This is a genomic window from Bradyrhizobium sp. UFLA05-153 (assembly GCF_054185185.1).
Genome location: NZ_JBBIAM010000020.1, coordinates 69,391 through 86,929, shown reverse-complemented (window position 1 = coordinate 86,929; position 17,539 = coordinate 69,391). Strand labels below are relative to the sequence as shown.

The 17,539-nt window shown below is 63.2% G+C and carries 20 protein-coding genes; 9 read left to right on the top strand and 11 right to left on the bottom strand.

Annotated elements, in window-relative coordinates; genetic code table 11:
• Nucleotides 1–189: 189 nt before the first annotated feature.
• Entirely contained in the window at nucleotides 190–465 is a 276-nt protein-coding gene (locus Q2941_RS14740) for a SemiSWEET family sugar transporter (protein ID WP_051389775.1), read from the bottom strand.
• A 354-nt stretch (nucleotides 466–819) separates the two neighbouring features.
• On the opposite strand from Q2941_RS14740, the gene Q2941_RS14735 reads away from it, so the two are divergent.
• Nucleotides 820–1,320 (top strand): DUF1269 domain-containing protein, encoded by a 501-nt coding sequence (locus Q2941_RS14735; RefSeq protein ID WP_027523503.1) that lies wholly within the window; start codon nucleotides 820–822, stop codon nucleotides 1,318–1,320.
• A 316-nt stretch (nucleotides 1,321–1,636) separates the two neighbouring features.
• Here Q2941_RS14735 and Q2941_RS14730 read toward each other — a convergent pair whose 3' ends face one another.
• A complete protein-coding gene (locus Q2941_RS14730; protein WP_027523502.1) occupies nucleotides 1,637–1,822 on the bottom strand; it encodes a hypothetical protein in 186 nt (61 codons plus the stop codon).
• 229 nt (nucleotides 1,823–2,051) lie between these two features.
• Here Q2941_RS14730 and Q2941_RS14725 point away from each other — a divergent pair, with 229 nt between their 5' ends.
• The gene (locus Q2941_RS14725; protein ID WP_254109513.1) at nucleotides 2,052–2,450 is read left to right on the top strand and encodes a RidA family protein; all 399 of its coding nucleotides are present in this window, start codon (nucleotides 2,052–2,054) and stop codon (nucleotides 2,448–2,450) included.
• A gap of 119 nt (nucleotides 2,451–2,569) precedes the next feature.
• Here Q2941_RS14725 and Q2941_RS14720 read toward each other — a convergent pair whose 3' ends face one another.
• The gene (locus Q2941_RS14720) at nucleotides 2,570–3,451 is read right to left on the bottom strand and encodes an HpcH/HpaI aldolase/citrate lyase family protein (RefSeq protein ID WP_254109514.1); all 882 of its coding nucleotides are present in this window, start codon (nucleotides 3,449–3,451) and stop codon (nucleotides 2,570–2,572) included.
• A 107-nt stretch (nucleotides 3,452–3,558) separates the two neighbouring features.
• On the opposite strand from Q2941_RS14720, the gene Q2941_RS14715 reads away from it, so the two are divergent.
• Nucleotides 3,559–4,203: a carbonic anhydrase gene (locus Q2941_RS14715; RefSeq protein ID WP_027523499.1), complete on the top strand. Its 645-nt coding sequence runs from the start codon at nucleotides 3,559–3,561 to the stop codon at nucleotides 4,201–4,203.
• A 131-nt stretch (nucleotides 4,204–4,334) separates the two neighbouring features.
• On the opposite strand, the gene Q2941_RS14710 is transcribed toward Q2941_RS14715, so the two are convergent.
• Nucleotides 4,335–5,369: an aspartate-semialdehyde dehydrogenase gene (locus Q2941_RS14710; protein WP_254109516.1), complete on the bottom strand. Its 1,035-nt coding sequence runs from the start codon at nucleotides 5,367–5,369 to the stop codon at nucleotides 4,335–4,337.
• A gap of 114 nt (nucleotides 5,370–5,483) precedes the next feature.
• Between Q2941_RS14710 and Q2941_RS14705 the strand changes: the two genes are divergently transcribed.
• Both Q2941_RS14705 and Q2941_RS14700 read left to right on the top strand, forming a co-directional pair.
• A complete protein-coding gene (locus Q2941_RS14705) occupies nucleotides 5,484–6,281 on the top strand; it encodes a hypothetical protein (RefSeq protein WP_458192896.1) in 798 nt (265 codons plus the stop codon).
• A gap of 156 nt (nucleotides 6,282–6,437) precedes the next feature.
• Nucleotides 6,438–6,824, top strand: a complete 387-nt coding sequence (locus Q2941_RS14700; RefSeq protein ID WP_458192895.1) for a hypothetical protein — start codon at nucleotides 6,438–6,440, stop codon at nucleotides 6,822–6,824.
• A 68-nt stretch (nucleotides 6,825–6,892) separates the two neighbouring features.
• On the opposite strand, the gene Q2941_RS14695 is transcribed toward Q2941_RS14700, so the two are convergent.
• Nucleotides 6,893–7,537 carry a DapH/DapD/GlmU-related protein gene (locus Q2941_RS14695; RefSeq protein ID WP_458192894.1) on the bottom strand — a complete coding sequence of 215 codons (645 nt, stop codon included), beginning with the start codon at nucleotides 7,535–7,537 and terminating at the stop codon, nucleotides 6,893–6,895.
• A 131-nt stretch (nucleotides 7,538–7,668) separates the two neighbouring features.
• Nucleotides 7,669–8,781, bottom strand: coding sequence for a 3-isopropylmalate dehydrogenase (gene leuB, locus Q2941_RS14690; protein ID WP_027523494.1), 1,113 nt, complete (start codon nucleotides 8,779–8,781; stop codon nucleotides 7,669–7,671).
• Between the two features lie 132 nt (nucleotides 8,782–8,913).
• On the opposite strand from leuB, the gene Q2941_RS14685 reads away from it, so the two are divergent.
• Complete coding sequence (locus tag Q2941_RS14685; RefSeq protein ID WP_458192892.1) at nucleotides 8,914–10,113, top strand: YbfB/YjiJ family MFS transporter; 1,200 nt, start codon at nucleotides 8,914–8,916, stop codon at nucleotides 10,111–10,113.
• Between the two features lie 89 nt (nucleotides 10,114–10,202).
• Here Q2941_RS14685 and Q2941_RS14680 read toward each other — a convergent pair whose 3' ends face one another.
• The 4 genes from Q2941_RS14680 to Q2941_RS14665 all read right to left on the bottom strand — a co-directional run bounded on the left by Q2941_RS14680 (nucleotide 10,203) and on the right by Q2941_RS14665 (nucleotide 13,455).
• Nucleotides 10,203–10,985, bottom strand: coding sequence for a molybdopterin-binding protein (locus tag Q2941_RS14680; protein WP_458192891.1), 783 nt, complete (start codon nucleotides 10,983–10,985; stop codon nucleotides 10,203–10,205).
• 13 nt (nucleotides 10,986–10,998) lie between these two features.
• Nucleotides 10,999–11,628: a cytochrome b/b6 domain-containing protein gene (locus Q2941_RS14675; RefSeq protein ID WP_458192890.1), complete on the bottom strand. Its 630-nt coding sequence runs from the start codon at nucleotides 11,626–11,628 to the stop codon at nucleotides 10,999–11,001.
• Nucleotides 11,629–11,810: 182 nt separating this feature from the next.
• Nucleotides 11,811–12,365: a fasciclin domain-containing protein gene (locus Q2941_RS14670; RefSeq protein ID WP_458192888.1), complete on the bottom strand. Its 555-nt coding sequence runs from the start codon at nucleotides 12,363–12,365 to the stop codon at nucleotides 11,811–11,813.
• 328 nt (nucleotides 12,366–12,693) lie between these two features.
• The gene (locus Q2941_RS14665; protein WP_458192887.1) at nucleotides 12,694–13,455 is read right to left on the bottom strand and encodes an SDR family oxidoreductase; all 762 of its coding nucleotides are present in this window, start codon (nucleotides 13,453–13,455) and stop codon (nucleotides 12,694–12,696) included.
• Nucleotides 13,456–13,541: 86 nt separating this feature from the next.
• Here Q2941_RS14665 and Q2941_RS14660 point away from each other — a divergent pair, with 86 nt between their 5' ends.
• Nucleotides 13,542–15,071, top strand: coding sequence for a malonate--CoA ligase (locus Q2941_RS14660; RefSeq protein WP_027523488.1), 1,530 nt, complete (start codon nucleotides 13,542–13,544; stop codon nucleotides 15,069–15,071).
• A 278-nt stretch (nucleotides 15,072–15,349) separates the two neighbouring features.
• Here Q2941_RS14660 and Q2941_RS14655 read toward each other — a convergent pair whose 3' ends face one another.
• A complete protein-coding gene (locus Q2941_RS14655; protein WP_458192886.1) occupies nucleotides 15,350–16,210 on the bottom strand; it encodes a sulfite exporter TauE/SafE family protein in 861 nt (286 codons plus the stop codon).
• Nucleotides 16,211–16,739: 529 nt separating this feature from the next.
• Between Q2941_RS14655 and sdhC the strand changes: the two genes are divergently transcribed.
• Together sdhC and sdhD are read left to right on the top strand one after the other, a co-directional pair.
• On the top strand, nucleotides 16,740–17,138 hold the full coding sequence (gene sdhC, locus Q2941_RS14650) for a succinate dehydrogenase, cytochrome b556 subunit (protein WP_027523486.1): 399 nt from the start codon (nucleotides 16,740–16,742) through the stop codon (nucleotides 17,136–17,138).
• On the top strand, nucleotides 17,135–17,539 hold the full coding sequence (gene sdhD / locus Q2941_RS14645; protein WP_458192885.1) for a succinate dehydrogenase, hydrophobic membrane anchor protein: 405 nt from the start codon (nucleotides 17,135–17,137) through the stop codon (nucleotides 17,537–17,539). The genes sdhC and sdhD overlap by 4 nt, the downstream gene beginning before the upstream one ends.

Below are 17,539 nucleotides of genomic sequence, written 5' to 3'. Positions count from 1 at the left end.
TCCTTTGAGATTGCCAGAACGTGCTGCTCGTTCAGTGGTTGCTAAGCGCGCGAGAGCAAGGCTTCAAAATCCCTATTCGGCAGCCGTTCGCAGTCGCGGCTAGTTCGCCGGGTGCCTGGAGATTTCTGACAGCCGCGGAATGTCCACCCGCTGCAGGGTTCCGTCGAAGTGAAATGGGCTTGCGCCACATCATCCCGATCGCGCTTCTTGGCGACGAAAGTACGTGTAGGCCCCGACGGTGAGATAATTGGTCAAGACTGCGATCACATTCCAGATGACGATGTTCCTCGAGCCGATCGATACGCCATAGATCACCCAGAGAATTTGGAAAGTACCCGTGATGGCCGCCATTCTAGGGTTCATGCCGACGCTGGAGCGCCGCTTCAGCATGGCAATGAGGTCGGGCAGAGCGGCGAAGGTCGTCCCGAATCCCGCCGCGAAGCCGATGATCTGATTGAGATCCATCACCTCTCCTCTCAACGCCCGAACAAAAACCGGCTCTGTCCCTCACTGCCATCGGGCAGTCGCGAGAGTGTGGCAGTCTGGGACGAAACGCGCATCGTGATCGAGAGTGCCGCTGCGGGCGGCGCCAATGCGGATCTTGATGGTGCGCGGGCAGGCAAGGTTTGTGGCACGCCCTTATTCGACGGCACGTAAGACAATCCCGCTTACTCAATTGCGCGGGCGATCAAAACCATCTCCGACTTGTGAACACATGGAACCGATCAGCCGACAAGAGACTTTTCGGTCTGTGTTAAACGTGACCGCGCGTATCAAGCCGATCAGGGGCAGCACTTCAAGTCAGGACGGGAGTGTTCAATGTCAGACCTTGTTGCGATCGTGTACCCATCCGAAGCCAAAGCAGAGGAAGTTCGGCAGAAAATTCTCAAGCTCCAGAAGGAGTACCTGATCGCGATCAATGATGCCGTGATCGCGGTCAAGACAGGGGACTCCGTCAAACTCAATCAGCTCGTGAACACGACGATGGCGGGCGCCGCGAGCGGCAGCTTCTGGGGACTGCTGTTTGGATTGGTGTTCCTGAATCCTCTCATCGGCGTGGCTCTCGGTGCCGGCGCAGGCGCATTGGGCGGCGCGCTGACCGACTTCGGGATCAGAGATCAGTTCATGAAGGATCTCGCCGCGAAGGTGAAATCGGGAGATGCCGTTCTGTTCCTGCTGATCCAGAGCATGACCGCAGACAAGGTTCTCAACGAGATCAAGGATGTGGGAGGAACGGTTCTCAAGACCTCGCTCGATGAAAAGAAGGAACAGCACCTGCGCGATGCCCTCGCAGCCGCAACTCAGTCCAAGGCTGCCTAGCTAGACTGCCTGGCGTTATGACTCCGACATTGCAGCACACGGCTGTGGCCATTCAGCCGGCGCGTGTCCTGCGCTGTCACGAGCGAGGAGCAAATCATGCGAAAATCGACTTTATGGGTACTCGCTCTTGCGGCCGCTTCGGCAGCGGTCATGACGACCGGCGGTCCTTCGCAGGCGAGCCTCATCGCACCACTGGGCGCGCGCGAGGTTGCCGATCAGCTTCGCCTTGCGGACACAGTCCAGTTCACCTGGAGAGGCCACCGTTACTGTTGGTACAACGGCGGATGGCGTGGCGGCGGCTGGTACCGATGCGGCTTCAATTGGCGGCGCGGCATGGGCTGGGGCGGTCCGGCAGGCTGGCATGGGTGGCGACGGCCACATCAGCGCCCGGTGGCACGCCCACCGACAGTTCGCCCGCCGGCAGCGCGCCCACCGAGGCCAGGTCGGCCGGGGCCAAGTCGACCAGGGCCAAGTCGGCCGGGAACGCAGCGACCGCAAACACTCCCTGAGCGCATTCCGAACAGGTGATAGCCACCGCTTTGCCCGGCCGCAGGCGTCAGGCGGCCGAGCATCTTTTTTTGGGTACAGCCTCAACCCTTGCTCATCGCCACGATCGCATCCGCGATCTCAATCGAGCGGCGCCGCTATGGCAGCCCCCTCAGAAATCCGAGTTGGGGCGGCTTTCAGACCCGCCGGCGAGTTGGTATCTGAGATACGAAATGAGGCAGACGATGAAATCCCGCGTAGAAACACTCACACCGCCGAACACGCCGAAACCGATCGGGCCCTATAATCACATCGCCAAAGTCGGCGAACATATATGGATTGGTGGGACCGCTGGAGTTGATCCAGCGACAGGACATTTGGCAGTGGGAGACATAGGTGCCCAGACTCGGCAAATCTTCAAATCATTCGAAGTGATGCTCGATGCCGTCGGCTCCGACCTCAGCCACGTTACTCACATCAATGTCTTCCTGCAGCACATGTCCGACTTCGAGGCGATGAATGCTGCCTATGTCGAGATGATGGGCGACCACAGACCTGCGCGCACAGTTTTTTCTGTCCAGGAACTCCCCAAGCCAGGCGTCTTGCTTACGATGAACCTTACGGCGGTGACGCGAGAGCGATGATCCCTGCGCGCCGAACGGCGCGGGGACCGCCTTCTGCGATGAGTCACAAGCATACTCTTCGCGAACAGAAGATTTGCACCCGGCGTCAGAAAGACGAACGTCGCCTTCAAGCGTACGCCCTACCCCTTGCTCATCGCGGCGATCGCATCTGCGATCTCGATCGTGCGGCGTGCCATGTCGGCGTGCAGGCGTTCGACCATCTGGCCGTCGAGCCGGATCGCCCCGCGCGAGACGTTCTCCGGCAATTCGAACGCCGCGATGATTTTGCGGGCGCGCGCCACGTCCTCCTCGGGCGGCGTGAAGATGACGTTGCAGGCCTCGATCTGCGAGGGATGGATCAGGGTCTTGCCATCGAAGCCGAGATCGCGACCCTGCGCGCATTCCGTCGCAAAGCCGCTCGAGTTGTTGATGTCGCTATAGGGCCCGTCGAGGATCTCGAGGCCGTGAGCGCGCGTCGCCAGGATGCAATGGGTGATCATCGGGATCATTGCGGCGCGGCCCTCCAGCATCCTGATCCGCGTCTCCCGCGAAATGTCGTTGGGTCCGAACACGAAGCCGACGAGGCGCGTGTTGGGATCACGCGAAGCGGCCGAGAGCTCTTCTGCATGCAGGACTGCACGCGCGGTCTCGATCATGGCCCAGACCTTCACCGTCGGCGCGGCACCAAGTTCGGCGAGGCGGCGGCCGATCGTATCGAGATCCTCGACGCTCGAGACTTTTGGAACCAGGATGCCGTCGGGCGACGCCTTGGCAGCCATCGCGACGTCGTCGGCCCACCAGGGCGTATCGAGCCCGTTGGTCCGGATCAGGATCTCGCGCCTGCCAAAGCCTTTCGCGGCGATCGCGGCCGCGATCTGGTCCCGCGCCACCGCCTTGGCGTCGGGGGCGACAGAATCCTCAAGGTCCAGGATCAGGCCGTCGGCCGGCAGGTTGCGGGCCTTTTCCAGCGCGCGGGGGTTGGAGCCGGGCATGAACAGATGGCTGCGGCGCGGACGGGTCATGCTGGCGTTCCTTCCGGGTTCCTCGAATGTCTTCTAGCCCCGATAGCACCTGGCCTGCCTATTCGAAAGGCTTGTTCGCCCCTGCGGTATATGATTAGGCATAGGCCATGATCACGTTCCCTCAGCACTTGCTGGACGGCTACAAGGCCTTCGCGACGCAGCGGCTGCCAACCGAGCAGACGCGCTATCGCGAATTGTCGGTGAAGGGCCAGTCACCCGAAGTGATGGTGATCGGCTGCTGCGATTCCCGCGTCTCGCCGGAGGTGATCTTCGACGTCGGGCCGGGCGAACTGTTCGTGATGCGCAACATCGCCAATCTGGTGCCGACGTATCAGCCTGACCAGAATGCGCACGGCGTCTCGGCGGCGCTGGAATATGCCGTGACGGTGCTGAAGGTGAAGCACATCGTGGTGCTCGGGCACGCGCAATGCGGCGGCATCCGCGCCTTCGTCGACAAGATCGAGCCACTGACCCCCGGCGATTTCATCGGCAAATGGATGCAGATGTTCATCAAGCCCGGCGAGGTGGTCGAGCAACGTGACCGCGAGACGATGGCGCAATTCGTCGAGCGCATCGAGAAGGCCGCGGTGTTCCGCAGCCTCGAAAACCTCATGACCTTCCCGTTCGTGCGCAAGGCGGTCGACGCCGGCCAGATGCAGACGCACGGCGCCTATTTCGGCGTCGCGGAGGGATCGCTGTTCGTACTCGACAAGGTCGCGAAGGAATTTCGCAGCGTCAGGGACGCGGGGTAGGTTCGTCAACGCGACGAGAATTTTTGTAGGGCGGGCAAAGCGAAGCGTGCCCACCACTTCTGATGACATCGAGAAAAGTGGTGGGCACGGCGCGTTGCGCCTTCGCCCACCCTACGAGATCTCGATCGGTCTTACGCCGCCTTCTGCTTCGCCGTGATCAACTTGCGGTTGATCAGGACCTCGGCGATCTGGATCGCGTTGAGCGCGGCGCCCTTGCGAAGATTGTCCGACACGCACCAGAAGGCGAGACCGTTCTCGACCGTGGCGTCCTCGCGGATGCGGCTGATATAGGTCGCGTCCTCGCCGGCCGCTTCGTAGGGCGTGGCGTAGCCGCCGGGCTCCTGCTTGTCGATGACGAGACAGCCTGGCGCCTTGCGCAGGATCTCGCGCGCCTCATCCGCCGCGAGCGGGTTCTCGAACTCGACGTTGACGGCTTCCGAATGACCGACGAAGACCGGCACGCGCACGCAGGTCGCGGAGAGCTTGATCTTGGGATCAAGGATCTTCTTGGTCTCCGCCATCATCTTCCACTCTTCCTTGGTGTAGCCGTCCTCCATGAAGACGTCGATGTGGGGGATGACGTTGAAGGCGATGCGCTTGGGGAATTTCTTCGCGATCAGCTCGTCATTGGTGTAGACGGCCTTGGTCTGCGAGAACAATTCGTCCATCGCATCCTTGCCGGCGCCCGACACAGATTGATAGGTCGAGACCACGACACGCTTGATGGTCGCCTTGTCGTGCAGCGGCTTCAGCGCGACGACGAGCTGCGCGGTCGAGCAGTTCGGGTTGGCGATGATGTTCTTCTTGGCAAAACCCTTGGTCGCGTCGGCATTCACCTCCGGCACGATGAGCGGAACGTCCGGGTCCATGCGCCAGGCCGAGGAATTGTCGATCACGACCGCGCCGGCGGCGCCGATCTTCGGCGACCATTCCTTCGAGACCGAGCCGCCCGCCGACATCAGGCAGATGTCGATGTCGGAGAAGTCGTAGTGCTCGAGCGCTTTGACCTTCAAGGTCCGATCGCCATAGGAGACCTCGACGCCGACGCTGCGGCGTGATGCCAGCGCCACGACCTCGTCCGCGGGGAATTTGCGCTCATCGAGGATGTTGAGCATTTCCCGTCCGACATTGCCGGTCGCTCCGACGACTGCGACTTTGTAACCCATCGTTCACTCTCCGATGAAAAAGCCTTCCCCAAGCGGCGCGCTTAACCAGGAAGAGCAGCGCTTCTATGCGAGAACCGCCCGCAAGACAACGTTTGACCGTGCCAGAAGGCATTGATGCCGCCGTACCAGGCCTTCCCGGCCGCATTTCCCAGAACCAGGATCCATCTGGCACTCCTAGGCTTTGCCGATGAGATCGTCCGCACAATGGCGGGCCTGTTCGCGTATGTGGGGACGCTGGCGCTGCTTGCCATCCTCGGCCTCGCCGTACTCGGCCAGTTGCCGGGTCTGCGGGATGACGAGCCGGCGATACGGCCAGGCTGGAACGTGGCCGACCGCTCGCATCCTGCCTTTGCCGTCAGCCGGCTCGATTCCAACGACAAAACAGACGCTTACATCATACTTCGGCATCCGGAGGGCGGCCGCAAGGACGTCGTGCGCTGGGTCGGCGACACGCCGGTGCCGGTCGCCGAGCTCGAAATCTACCGCCCCGGCGGCGAATTCGTCCCGGCGGCGCGCCTGCCGGCAGACATGGCGGCCCGGATGGGCCTCGGTGCGGCGACGCGGCTCGAGGAAGCCGGCGTCATCGACAGCAAGTTCGGGCCCGTGGCGCTGTATGGTCCGAGCGGGCAGGCCTCCGGCTGTCTCGGCTATGTCAAGCGGATCGAGGAGCCCTCGCTTCAGATCTCCGGCTGGTCGTGCCAAGGCGACACCTTCAAAGGCGACACGCTGCCGGCCCGTCGCGCCGCGATCGCCTGCACGCTGAACCGGCTGACGCTGCTGACCTCCGGCAACGAGCCGAAGCTGGCCGAATTGTTCGCCCATGCCGAGCTGAAGCGCCGCCCTTGCGGCCCGCCCGCCTCCGCGGACTGGCTGATGGGCGCCGGAAATGCGCAGCTACGCGGCGCGCTTTGACGCGCATCAAGCTCAAGTGGCTGGTTTTCATGCAACTTTTGGCCGCAGGCGCAATTATTCCGGCGCGGTGTGACCCAATTGACCTAGTTGCAGCCACCCCCGGCGCGCTAGTATGAGATGAAGTCGATTGGCGGCCTGCCGCTTGAAGGGGACGTGATGAGCTCGAAATTTTCCGCCGCGAACAAACTGGCGCTGTGGCTTGCGGCGGGCGCTGTTGCCGCCATCGGCCTGACCACCTCGGCTGACGCCAAGACCAAGCGTACCTATGACGATCGCGGCCGCGTCTATTACGGCTCCAGCGGCCCCAACGTGGTCTATCAGCAGGGCCCGCGTACCCGCATCTATGTCAGCAAGCGCTCCTGGCTCGATGGCGGCACCGAGGTCAATCCTGGCGACCGCAAGTTCATGGACTATGCCTTCCCGCCGCCGATCGGGTACCCGACCTTCGCGCGCGAGAACAACAACCGTCCGATCGATCGCCAGCCGCTCAGCACGCCGGCCGACGTCAGCGGCTATCCGCGGAATTTCCCGCTGTACTGGTAAGGGCTTCGACTGAAGCAAAATGGCCGGGCTCGCGCCCGGCCATTTTTGTTTTGTGATGACCTCCCGCTCTACCCGCTGGGAGCAAAAGCCGGGTCGTAACGCTTGCAAAATTGTTCGATCGCCTCGGAACGGAAATCGCTCAAGCGTTCGAAGATGATCTCGTCCGGCCAATCCCACCAGGCGATACGGCGCAGGCTATCCGCGACGGAATCGGTGAAGCGCTTGCGGATGGGGCGCGCGGGAACGCCGCCGACGATCGTGTAGGGTGGCACGCTGCGGCTGACGACCGCGCCTGCGGCGATCACCGCGCCGTCGCCGACCGTCACGCCCGGCAGCAGGATGGCGGCGTGCCCGATCCAGCAATCATTGCCAACGATCACCCGGTCGCTGCGGCGGTTTGCAAAAAAGTCGCGGTCACGGCTCGCTGTCGCCTCGTAATATTCCGGGCAATAGGTGAAGCGATGTTGGGACGGACGGCCCATCGGATGGTTCGGCGCGCCGATCCGCACCGAATTGGCGATTGCCGTGAACTTCCCGATCACGGCGTCGGCGACCTCGCAGCTCTCCCCGAGATAGGAGTAGTCGCCGAGCGAAGAAAACTCGATGCGCGTGTTGCAGAGGATTTCGCAATGGTGCCCGATCTGCGCCTCGCGCAGGCGCACCGTTTCATGGATGACGGTTTCCGCGACCTTGGGTCGATGCGACGCATCCATCAGGTGGCTCCACTAGCAGACGACGAAGGGTGGGTTAGCCGAAGGCGTAACCCACCAGTGTTTGCCTCCGCGGAAACAAAAAGAGGTGGGTTACGCTGCGCTAACCCACCCTGCGATTGCGGTGCTTGCCGTTACGCGTGCAGCTTCTGCAGTTCCTTCAAGATCGCTTCGCCCATCTGCGTGGTCGAGGCGGCGGTCGTGCCTTCCGACTTGATGTCGGCGGTGCGCAGGCCGCTCGCCAGCACGGCGGCGATCGCAGCATCGACCTTGTCGGCGAGCGCGCCCATGTCGAAGGAGTAGCGCAGCGCCATGCCGAAGGACGAAATCATCGCGATCGGGTTGGCGAGACCCTTGCCGGCGATGTCGGGCGCCGAGCCGTGCACCGGCTCATACAGAGCCTTGCGCTTCTTGCTCTTCACATCGACTTCACCGAGCGAAGCCGAGGGCAGCATGCCGAGCGAGCCGGTCAGCATCGCCGCGATGTCGGACAGCATGTCGCCGAACAGATTGTCGGTGACGATGACGTCGAACTGCTTCGGCCATTTCACCAGCATCATGCCGCCGGAATCGGCGAGCTGATGCTCGAGCGTGACGTCGGGATATTCGCGCTTGTGGACCTGCGTGACGACCTCGTTCCAGAGCACGCCCGACTTCATGACGTTGCGCTTTTCCATCGACGTCACCTTGTTGCGACGCTTCTTGGCGAGATCAAACGCGACGCGGGCGATGCGCTCGATTTCGTAGGTGTCGTAGACCTGGGTGTCGATGGCGCGCTTCTGGCCGTTGCCGAGATCGGTGATGGTCTTGGGCTCGCCGAAATAGACGCCGCCGGTGAGCTCGCGCACGATCACGATGTCGAGGCCCTCGATCGCCTCACGCTTCAGGCTCGAGGCGTCGGCCAGCGCCGGATAACACACGGCGGGACGGAGGTTGGCGAACAAGGCGAGATCCTTGCGCAGCCGGAGCAGGCCGGCTTCCGGGCGCACCTCGTAGGGCACCGCATCCCACTTCGGACCACCGACCGCGCCGAAGATCACGGCGTCGGCGTCCTTGGCCTTGGCCATGTCGCCCTCGGAGATCGACACCTTGTGGGCGTCATAGGCCGAACCGCCGACGAGGCCGGTGTCGGTCTCGAACTTGGCGATCCCGGCCGAATTGATCCAGTCGATCAGCCGCTTCACCTCGCCCATTACTTCGGGGCCAATGCCGTCACCGGGGAGCAGCAGCAGTTTATGGGTCGCCATGGTCGGTTCCTCTGAGATCGAATTCGGCCGGAGTGCTAGAGCGGCGTTGCGCGCTTGGCAAGACACCATTGCCGCGGCGTGGCTGTGCAAGGCGGGCAGGCCCTGCCACAATCAGCCTTGCCGGAGCACCCCTTGCACGCCCCTGACCGCGCCCCATTAGAGCCGCGCCCTGCGCGGCTGATCCTGACGCTGTCGCTGGCGGCGACGGTCGGGCTTGGCATCGGCCGCTTTGCCTATGCGCTGGTGCTGCCGGACATGCGGGACAGCCTCGACTGGTCCTATTCGGCCGCCGGTTTCATGAACACCATCAACGCCGTCGGCTACCTCGCCGGCGCCCTGATGGCCTCGCGGCTGATCCAGCGGGTCGGCTGGTCGGCTGCAATCCGTGGTGGAACGCTGGCCTGCCTCGCGGCCCTGGCGGTCTGCGCACTCACCGGGAACTTCATCGCGCTCAGCCTGGCGCGGCTGGTGCTGGGCCTTGGCGCGGCGGCGGGCTTCGTCGCCGGCGGCGCGCTGGCCGCAACCATCGCGCAGTCGCATCCCGAAAGGGCCAATTTCCTGCTCAGCCTGTTCTATGCCGGCCCGGGCGTCGGCATCCTCGCCTCTGGGCTGATCGCGCCGTTCACGCTGCAGCATTTCGGGCCGGGCTCTTGGTGGATCGTGTGGTGGGCGCTGACGCTGCTCTCGGCCGCCATGACGATCCCGCTGTTTCTGGTCCGCATCGAGAGCAAGGCGCGGTTCAGCGAGGCGGGGCACGGCACGTTCGCGCTTCCGCCCATCCTGATCTATCTCGCCGGCTACTTCCTGTTCGGCGCGGGCTACATCGCCTACATGACCTTCATGATCGCCTATGTGCGCGATGCCGGCGGCGGGGCGGCCGCGCAGGCCGCGTTCTGGAGCCTGATCGGGGTCAGCGCCTTCGTCACACCCTGGGTCTGGCGCGGCGTGCTGGCGCTCGACCGCGGCGGGCTCGCAACCGCGATCATCCTCGGCACCAACGCGCTCGGTGCGAGCTTGCCGATGCTGGGGCATTCGACGGCATGGCTTGCGACCTCGGCCGTCGTATTTGGTGTCGCCTTCTTTGCCGTGGTCGGTTCGACGACCGCGTTCGTGCGCTTCAACTATCCGCCGCAGGTGTGGCCGACCGCGATCGCGGCGATGACGATCTCGTTCGGCGTCGGCCAGACGCTCGGACCGATCGTGGTCGGCGCGATCACGGATGCGATGGGCAGTCTTTCGTATGCGCTGAATGTTTCGGCGGCGTTGTTAGCGCTCGGTGCGGTCGCGGCGCTGTGCCAGAGGAAGGTGAGGCCGAAAGGCTCGGTGTCGTAGGGTGGGTTAGCGAAGCGTAACCCACCACTATTTCGCGCAGAGGGAGAAGAGGTGGGTTACGCTTCGCTAACCCACCCTACAAACCGCGGCTAGCTCCCGCTGAACGAATTATATCCCTGGTCTTCCCAGTAGCCGCCCTTGTACTCGTTGGTGACTTCCATCGAGACCACGTATTTCGGGCTCTTGAAGCCGAGTTTTGTCGGCACGCGGATCTTCATGGGATAGCCGTACGCGCGCGGCAAAATCTCGTTCGCATATTTGAACGTCATCTGAGTCTGCGGATGCAGTGCGCTGCGCATGTCGAGCGGGGAGTTGTAGCCGTCCTTGTCGGCGCACTGGAACCAGACATATTTCGCGCGGGTGTCGGCGCCGATCAGTTTCAGGAAATCGCGCAGCGGCGTGCCGGTCCAGCTTCCGATCGCGCTCCAGCCCTCGACGCAGATGTGGCGGGTGATCTGCGTGACCTGCGGGAGCTGGTAGAGCTCGTCCAGCGTCCAGGACTTCTTGTTGTCGACGAGGCCGCGCACCTCGAGCTTCCAGTCCTTGCCGTCGACCTCGGGCGCCTCGTCGAGATCGTAATAGGCATTGAACGGGAACGGCTTTGTGATCGCGCTTTCCGGGAAGGTCGGCGCCAGCGCGTCCGGGTTGAAAATGAAGGCCTGCACGGCGTCGTTGAATTTCGACACCGTCTTCAGCATCTCCTCGGCGGAGGATGAATCGACGACGTCGCAGCCGGTGAGCAGGCTCAGCGCACCCAGGCTGGCGCCGCCCGTCATGAAGCGGCGACGTGTGAGGTCCGGCATCACCTTGAGCGAGTCCCTGATCAGGAGACGCTTGTCGACGCCGGGGATCAGGAATGAACGCTTGGCCATACTCTCCTCCCTCTCATCGACCGATGATCATGGCGCGCAGGCTCTTCGGTACCAGCAGCGCGAGCGCGACGTGGACCACGAGGAAGGCGCAGATCGCGGCCATGCAGAAGAAGTGGACGTAGCGCGCGGTCGGATAGTCGCCGAACAGCATCACCAGGTAATAGAGTTGCACGGGCTTCCAGATCGACAGGCCCGACAGCACGATGAGCACGCCGACGACGATGATGCCGGCATAGAGCAGGCGCTGCACGTAGTTGTAGACGGTGAGATCATCATGACCGAGCCTGAAGGTCAGCGCCGCCTTGACGTCATGGAGCACGCCCGAAGGCGTGATCGGAAAGAGTTTTTTGGCGAAGCGACCGGTGGCAAAGCCGGTGATGAGATAGGCGAGCCCGTTGATCATCAGGATCCACATTGCCGCAAAATGCCAGAGCAGCGCACCGCCGAGCCAGCCGCCCAGCGTGATGTTGCGGGAGAAGCTGAAGTTGAACAGCGGCGAGGCGTTGTAGATCTGCCAGCCCGACATGATCATCAGGATCATGGCGAGCGCGTTGATCCAGTGCATCACCCTCACCCAGGCCGGCTGAACGACCTTCGCCGGCGAGGCGGTAGCGGGTGCATCGGTTGCAGCAAGGCTGGACATGGTGGTTCCGTCCTCAGGGGTCGCGTGACAACAAATATACGCCGGCAATTTCGGTTTCGTTACGCCCTCATAGGCATCGAATCGATGCCTATGAAACATCGCGGTCACAATAAAGCGAGCCGGGATCCCCCGGCTCGCCGTTTCGCGCATCCTGTTCGGGGATGAAACAGGGTACTGCGGTGTTACGTCGCCGGCATCAGCACGGTATCGACCACATGGATCACGCCGTTCGACTGGTTGACGTTGGTGATCGTCACCATCGAGGTCCCGCCCTTGGCATCGACGATCCAGGTCTTGCCGTCCATTTTCTTGACCGTCAGCTCCTCGCCCTCGGCAGTCTTGAGCTTCTTGCCATCGGTGAGGTCGGAGGCCTCGAGCTTGCCGGGCACCACATGGTAGGTGAGGATCTTGGTCAGGGTCACCTTGTTCTCCGGCTTGACCAGGGTGTCGACGGTACCGGCCGGCAGCTTGCCGAAGGCAGCATTGGTCGGCGCGAACACCGTGAACGGGCCCTTGCCTTCCAGCGTCTGCACGAGGCCGGCGGCCTTCACCGCCGCCACCAGCGTGGTGTGGTCCTTGGAGTTGACGGCATTCTGGATGATGTTCTTGGAGGGGAACATCGCGGCCCCGCCGACCATGACGGTCTTTTCCTCGGCGCGAACCGGCGCGACGATGGTCGCGGTGATGGCGAGCGCGCTGAAGGCTGCGGCGGTGAGATAGGCAATACGCTTCGACATGGAGAGTCTCCCGATATCTGGATGAAGTCCTGCAACAACGGCGCCTAGCGACAGGTGTGAGGCGATAGCGCCGTCGTTGGCCGAACTACGGGAGGGTTTGCGACGCGGTTTCGGACAATAATTTATTGTGATGCGTGAAACTTTGGGTGGGCGAATTCGTGGGGTGCTGCGCGCTCGCGCCACGCACGCCGGTACCGCAGTCGTAGGGTGGGCAAAGGCGCGCAAGCGCCGTGCCCACCACTTTGATCCAGACTCGCGAAAAGTTGGTGGGCACGCTTCGCTTTGCCCACCCTACCGCATCGAAAGTGTGGCGCGCTGGTCAAGCACCTCAATCCCTGCTGAGCGGCGTCTGGATAAATCCGCGATTATGCGTGGGGCTGATCAGCACCTCGTTGATGCAGACGCGCGGGGGCATCGAGGCGATGAAGGCGATGGTGCGGCCGAGATCTTCGGATTGCAGCATCCTCGCCTGCTCCTCCTCGCTGGGCACGACGGGGCGCAGTTTCAGGATCGGCGTCGCCACTTCGCCCGGCATCAGGCAGCAGGCGCGCAGGCCGTTGACGCACTCGTCCATGTTGAACGAATGGGTCAGCGCCAGCACCGCATGTTTGGTCGTGGTGTAGGCCGGGCCCGGCATTTTCGAAACGTGGCGGCCGGCCCAGGACGAGACGTTGATGATGCATCCGTCCTGCTGCCTGCGCATCGCCGGCAGCACCGCGCGCATGCAATAGAGCACGCCGTTGAGGTTGATCTCGACGAGCTTGTCCCAACCCTCCAGTTCCATGTCGTCCCAGCTTCGCCTGGGAACGTTGATGCCGGCGCTGTTGACCAGGAGGTCGATGCGGCCGTGCTTGGCCAGGATCTGATCAGCCGCCTTCTGCACATCGGCGGCAATGCTGACATCGAGCGGGATCGCCTCCGCCGCCCCACCGTCTTTGGCGATCTTGGCAACCACGGCATCCAGCGCGCCCTTGCGGCGGCCGGACACCACCACCGTCCAGCCGTCGGCCGCGAGCGCCTCCGCGCCGGCCTCCCCGATCCCGCTGCCGCCGCCGGTGACCCAGGCCACGCGTTTCCTTTCGTTTGTCATGCAAACTGTCTCCGTTGCTTCATCGGGGCTGTTTTTGCTAATCCAGCCCTCGGTTTTGACCGGCCTTCGCCGTTGAGGAATGTTGCATGAACCAAGCTGCCAACGCCAATCTGTTTTCCCGCCTGTTCGATAACCTCGAGGATCCGACGCGGCTTGCGATCGAGACCCATGACGGCAGCCGCATCACCTATGGCGAGCTGATCGCACGCGCGGGCCAGATGGCGAATGTGCTGGTCGAGCGCGGCGTGAAGCCTGGCGACCGCGTCGCGGTGCAGGTGGAAAAATCCGTCGCCAATATCGTGCTGTACCTCGCAACCGTGCGGGCCGGCGCGGTCTATTTGCCGCTCAACACGGCGTACACGCTGAACGAGCTCGACTACTTCATCACCGACGCCGAGCCGTCACTGGTGGTCTGCGATCCCTCCAAGGCCGACGGCATCGCCGCGATCGCCGCCAAGGTGAAGGCCAAGGTCGAGACGCTCGGGCCCGACGGCAAGGGCTCGCTGACGGACGCCGCCGCGAAGGCGAAGAGTGAGTTCGCCACCGTGGCGCGTGCCAACGACGATCTCGCCGCAATCCTCTACACGTCAGGCACCACCGGTCGCTCCAAGGGCGCGATGCTGTCCCACGACAATCTCGCCTCGAACTCGCTGACGCTGGTCGACTACTGGCGCTTCACCGAACAGGACGTGCTGATCCACGCACTGCCGATCTACCACACCCACGGCCTGTTCGTGGCGACCAACGTCACGCTGTTCGCGCGCGCCTCGATGATCTTCCTGCCGAAGCTCGATCCGGACCTCATCATCAAGCTGATGGCGCGCGCCACCGCGCTGATGGGTGTGCCGACCTTCTATACGCGCCTCCTGCAAAACCCCGCGCTGTCGCGCGAGACGACCAAGCACATGCGTCTCTTCATCTCCGGCTCGGCGCCGCTGCTCGCCGAAACCCATCGCGAATGGTCTGCGCGCACCGGGCATGCCGTACTCGAGCGCTACGGCATGACCGAGACCAACATGAACACGTCGAACCCGTATGACGGCGAGCGCGTGCCCGGCGCGGTCGGCTTTCCGCTGCCCGGCGTGTCCGCCCGCGTGACCGATCCCGAGACCGGCAAGGAGCTGCCGCGTGACGAGATCGGCATGATCGAGGTGAAGGGACCGAACGTCTTCAAAGGCTATTGGCGCATGCCGGAGAAGACCAAGTCCGAATTCCGTCCCGACGGCTTCTTCATCACCGGCGATCTCGGCAAGATCGACGCCAAGGGCTACGTCCACATCCTCGGCCGCGGCAAGGATCTCGTGATCTCCGGCGGCTTCAACGTCTACCCGAAGGAAATCGAGAGCGAGATCGACGCCATGCCGGGCGTGATCGAGTCCGCCGTGATCGGCGTGCCGCATGCTGATTTCGGCGAAGGCGTCACGGCCGTCCTGGTCTGCAACAAGGGCGCCGATGTCACCGAGGCCGCGGTGCTGAAGGCGCTCGACGGCCGGCTCGCAAAGTTCAAGATGCCCAAGCGCGTCTTCGTCGTCGACGAGCTGCCACGTAATACGATGGGCAAGGTGCAGAAGAACGTCTTGCGGGATACCTACAAGGATATTTACACGAAGAAGTAACGCCGCGCTCCACTCTCGCTGTCGTCCTGGCGAAAGCCAGGACCCATTACCCCAGGGAAGAGCTGCGGCGCGAGGCGGTAACTACGAGTCTTCGCCAAACTATTCCCTGTGATAATGGGTCCTGGATCGACGCTCGCTCCGCTCGCTTGTCCAGGACGTGGGTTGAGGCCGGCGCCACAATGAATCGTCATTGCGAGCACAGCGAAGCAATCCAGACCGCCGCCACGGAGAGATTCTGGATTGCTTCGCTACGCTCGCAATGACGGAATGTGCAGCGCTTATTGCCCGCCCAGCAAACTCAGCACAAACCGGCTGCCCACGATGAAGAGATAGCAGCCGAACGCGGTCTCCAGCGTGCGCTTTGACATCGCATGCGCGGCTTTCACACCGAGCGGTGCGGTGACGAGGCTCATCGGCATCACCAGCACGGCGCCGATCAGCGAGACATAGCCGAGCGCGACCGGCCATTGCAGCGCTGCGACCTCGGGAAAACGCGCCGCCGCCGGCCAGCCGGCATAGATGTAGCCGAGCGCGCCGGGGATCGAGATCAGCACCGCGAGCGCCGAGGAGGTCGCGACCGCCTGATGGATCGGGCGGCCGTAGAACGTCATCAGCAAATTGGAGAACAGGCCGCCGCCGATTCCCATCAGCGTCGAGAGGATGCCGACCAGAAAGCCGTAAGCGCGCATCAGCGGCCCTTTCGGCAGGTCGTCACCGAACTTCCAGGTCTCGCGCGCGAAAATGAGCCGCGCCGCGGCGGAATAAGCGACGGCGACGAAGACGATCTTGAACAGCCGCTCCGGCGCGTAGCGCGCAACCACGCTGCCGGCGATGACGCCGATGACGATCGGCAGCCACCAGACGCGCAGGACCGCCATGTCGACCGCGCCGCGCTTGTAATGCGCCTGGAACGAGCGGATCGATGTCGGGATGATGACCGCAAGCGAGGTGCCGACGCAGAGCGGCATCCGCACCTCCAGCGGCACGCCGGCGATGCGGAAGCATTCGTAGAACACGGGGACCAGGATCGCGCCGCCGCCGATGCCGAACACGCCGGCGAGAAAGCCGGAGAGCGCGCCGACCGCGATGAGCAGCAGCGCCAGCTCGACGATGTCCTGGAGAGTGAGACCTGCAGTCACGCGAATCGTATCCCGGCACGTGAGCCACGACCCCCCAGGTCGATGCACCCGGACGAAGCGCGACGCGTCCGCAACTTCTAGGCTATCTCGCTCGTGGTCGTCAGCGGGTAGCGACAGGCGCGGGATGCAGGGCACGCATATCGGAAGCGCCTTGGAGGGATGATGGACGTGAAAACAGCTCAAGCGGCAGGCGCGGCAGGCTTCTTCGCGGTTCCGCCCCAGGTCGCTTTGGCCGCGCTTTTCGGCATGAACGGACTGGTTCGCGTGAGGACGATCCTCTTGCGATTTCAAGTCGCGAAGCGAGGCCCCCAAGAAACGGCGTAAGATTCAGCTCTTCAACATCCCGATGTCGTTCTGGTATACCAAGCTCCTGATCAGCCTTGCTTCGTGATCCCTCTAGAGCTGAACGCTGGTTCGCTTTATGGCGATTTGGTGATTGCGTGGATAGATTCGACTCCGTAAATAGGGCCGACCTTTCGCGATCCCCGCGCGCCCCATGCTGGGCCGCAATAAAACACCAAAGCCGCCCATGACCGCACGGATCGAACGACCGCTTTCACCACACCTGCAAGTCTACCGCTGGACGCTGACGATGGCGCTATCCATCGTCCACCGCGCCACCGGTATCGCGCTCTATTTTGGAACGGTTCTGCTCGCCTGGTGGCTGATTGCGGCGGCGTCGGGCCCGGGGGCCTACGGCAATGTGCAGGCCTTCACCGGCAGCTTCTTCGGCCGTCTCATCGTGTTCGGCTACACCTGGGCCCTGATGCATCACATGCTCAGCGGCATCAGGCATTTCGTCTGGGACCTCGGCTACGGCTTCAAGGCCAATGAGCGCGAGGCCCTGACCTGGGGCGCGCTGATCGGTGGCATCTCGCTCACTGTCCTGATCTGGATCATTGCCTACGCGATCGGAGGCGGACGATGAGCACGCCCGATACACCCAAGCGCAGCATGCGCACGCCGCTCAGCCGCGTCCGCAACCTCGGCGCCGCGCATTCGGGCACGTCTGACTTCTGGCGCCAGCGCCTCACCGGCGTCGCGATGACGCTGTTGATGCTGCCTGTGATCGTGGTCGTCATGATGCTGCTCGGCAGCAACCAGGCCGGAGCCAAGGTGATCCTCGGCTCGCCGCCGATCGCGCTGATCCTCTTGCTCTTCATCTTCGCCAGCGCCTGGCACATGAAGATCGGCATGCAGGTCGTGATCGAGGACTACGTCCACAACGAGAAGCTGAAGCTCGTTGCGGTCATGCTCAACAACTTCTTCTCGATCGCGGTGGCGCTCGCCTCGACCTACGCGATCCTCAAGCTGTCATCCGGAGTGTAA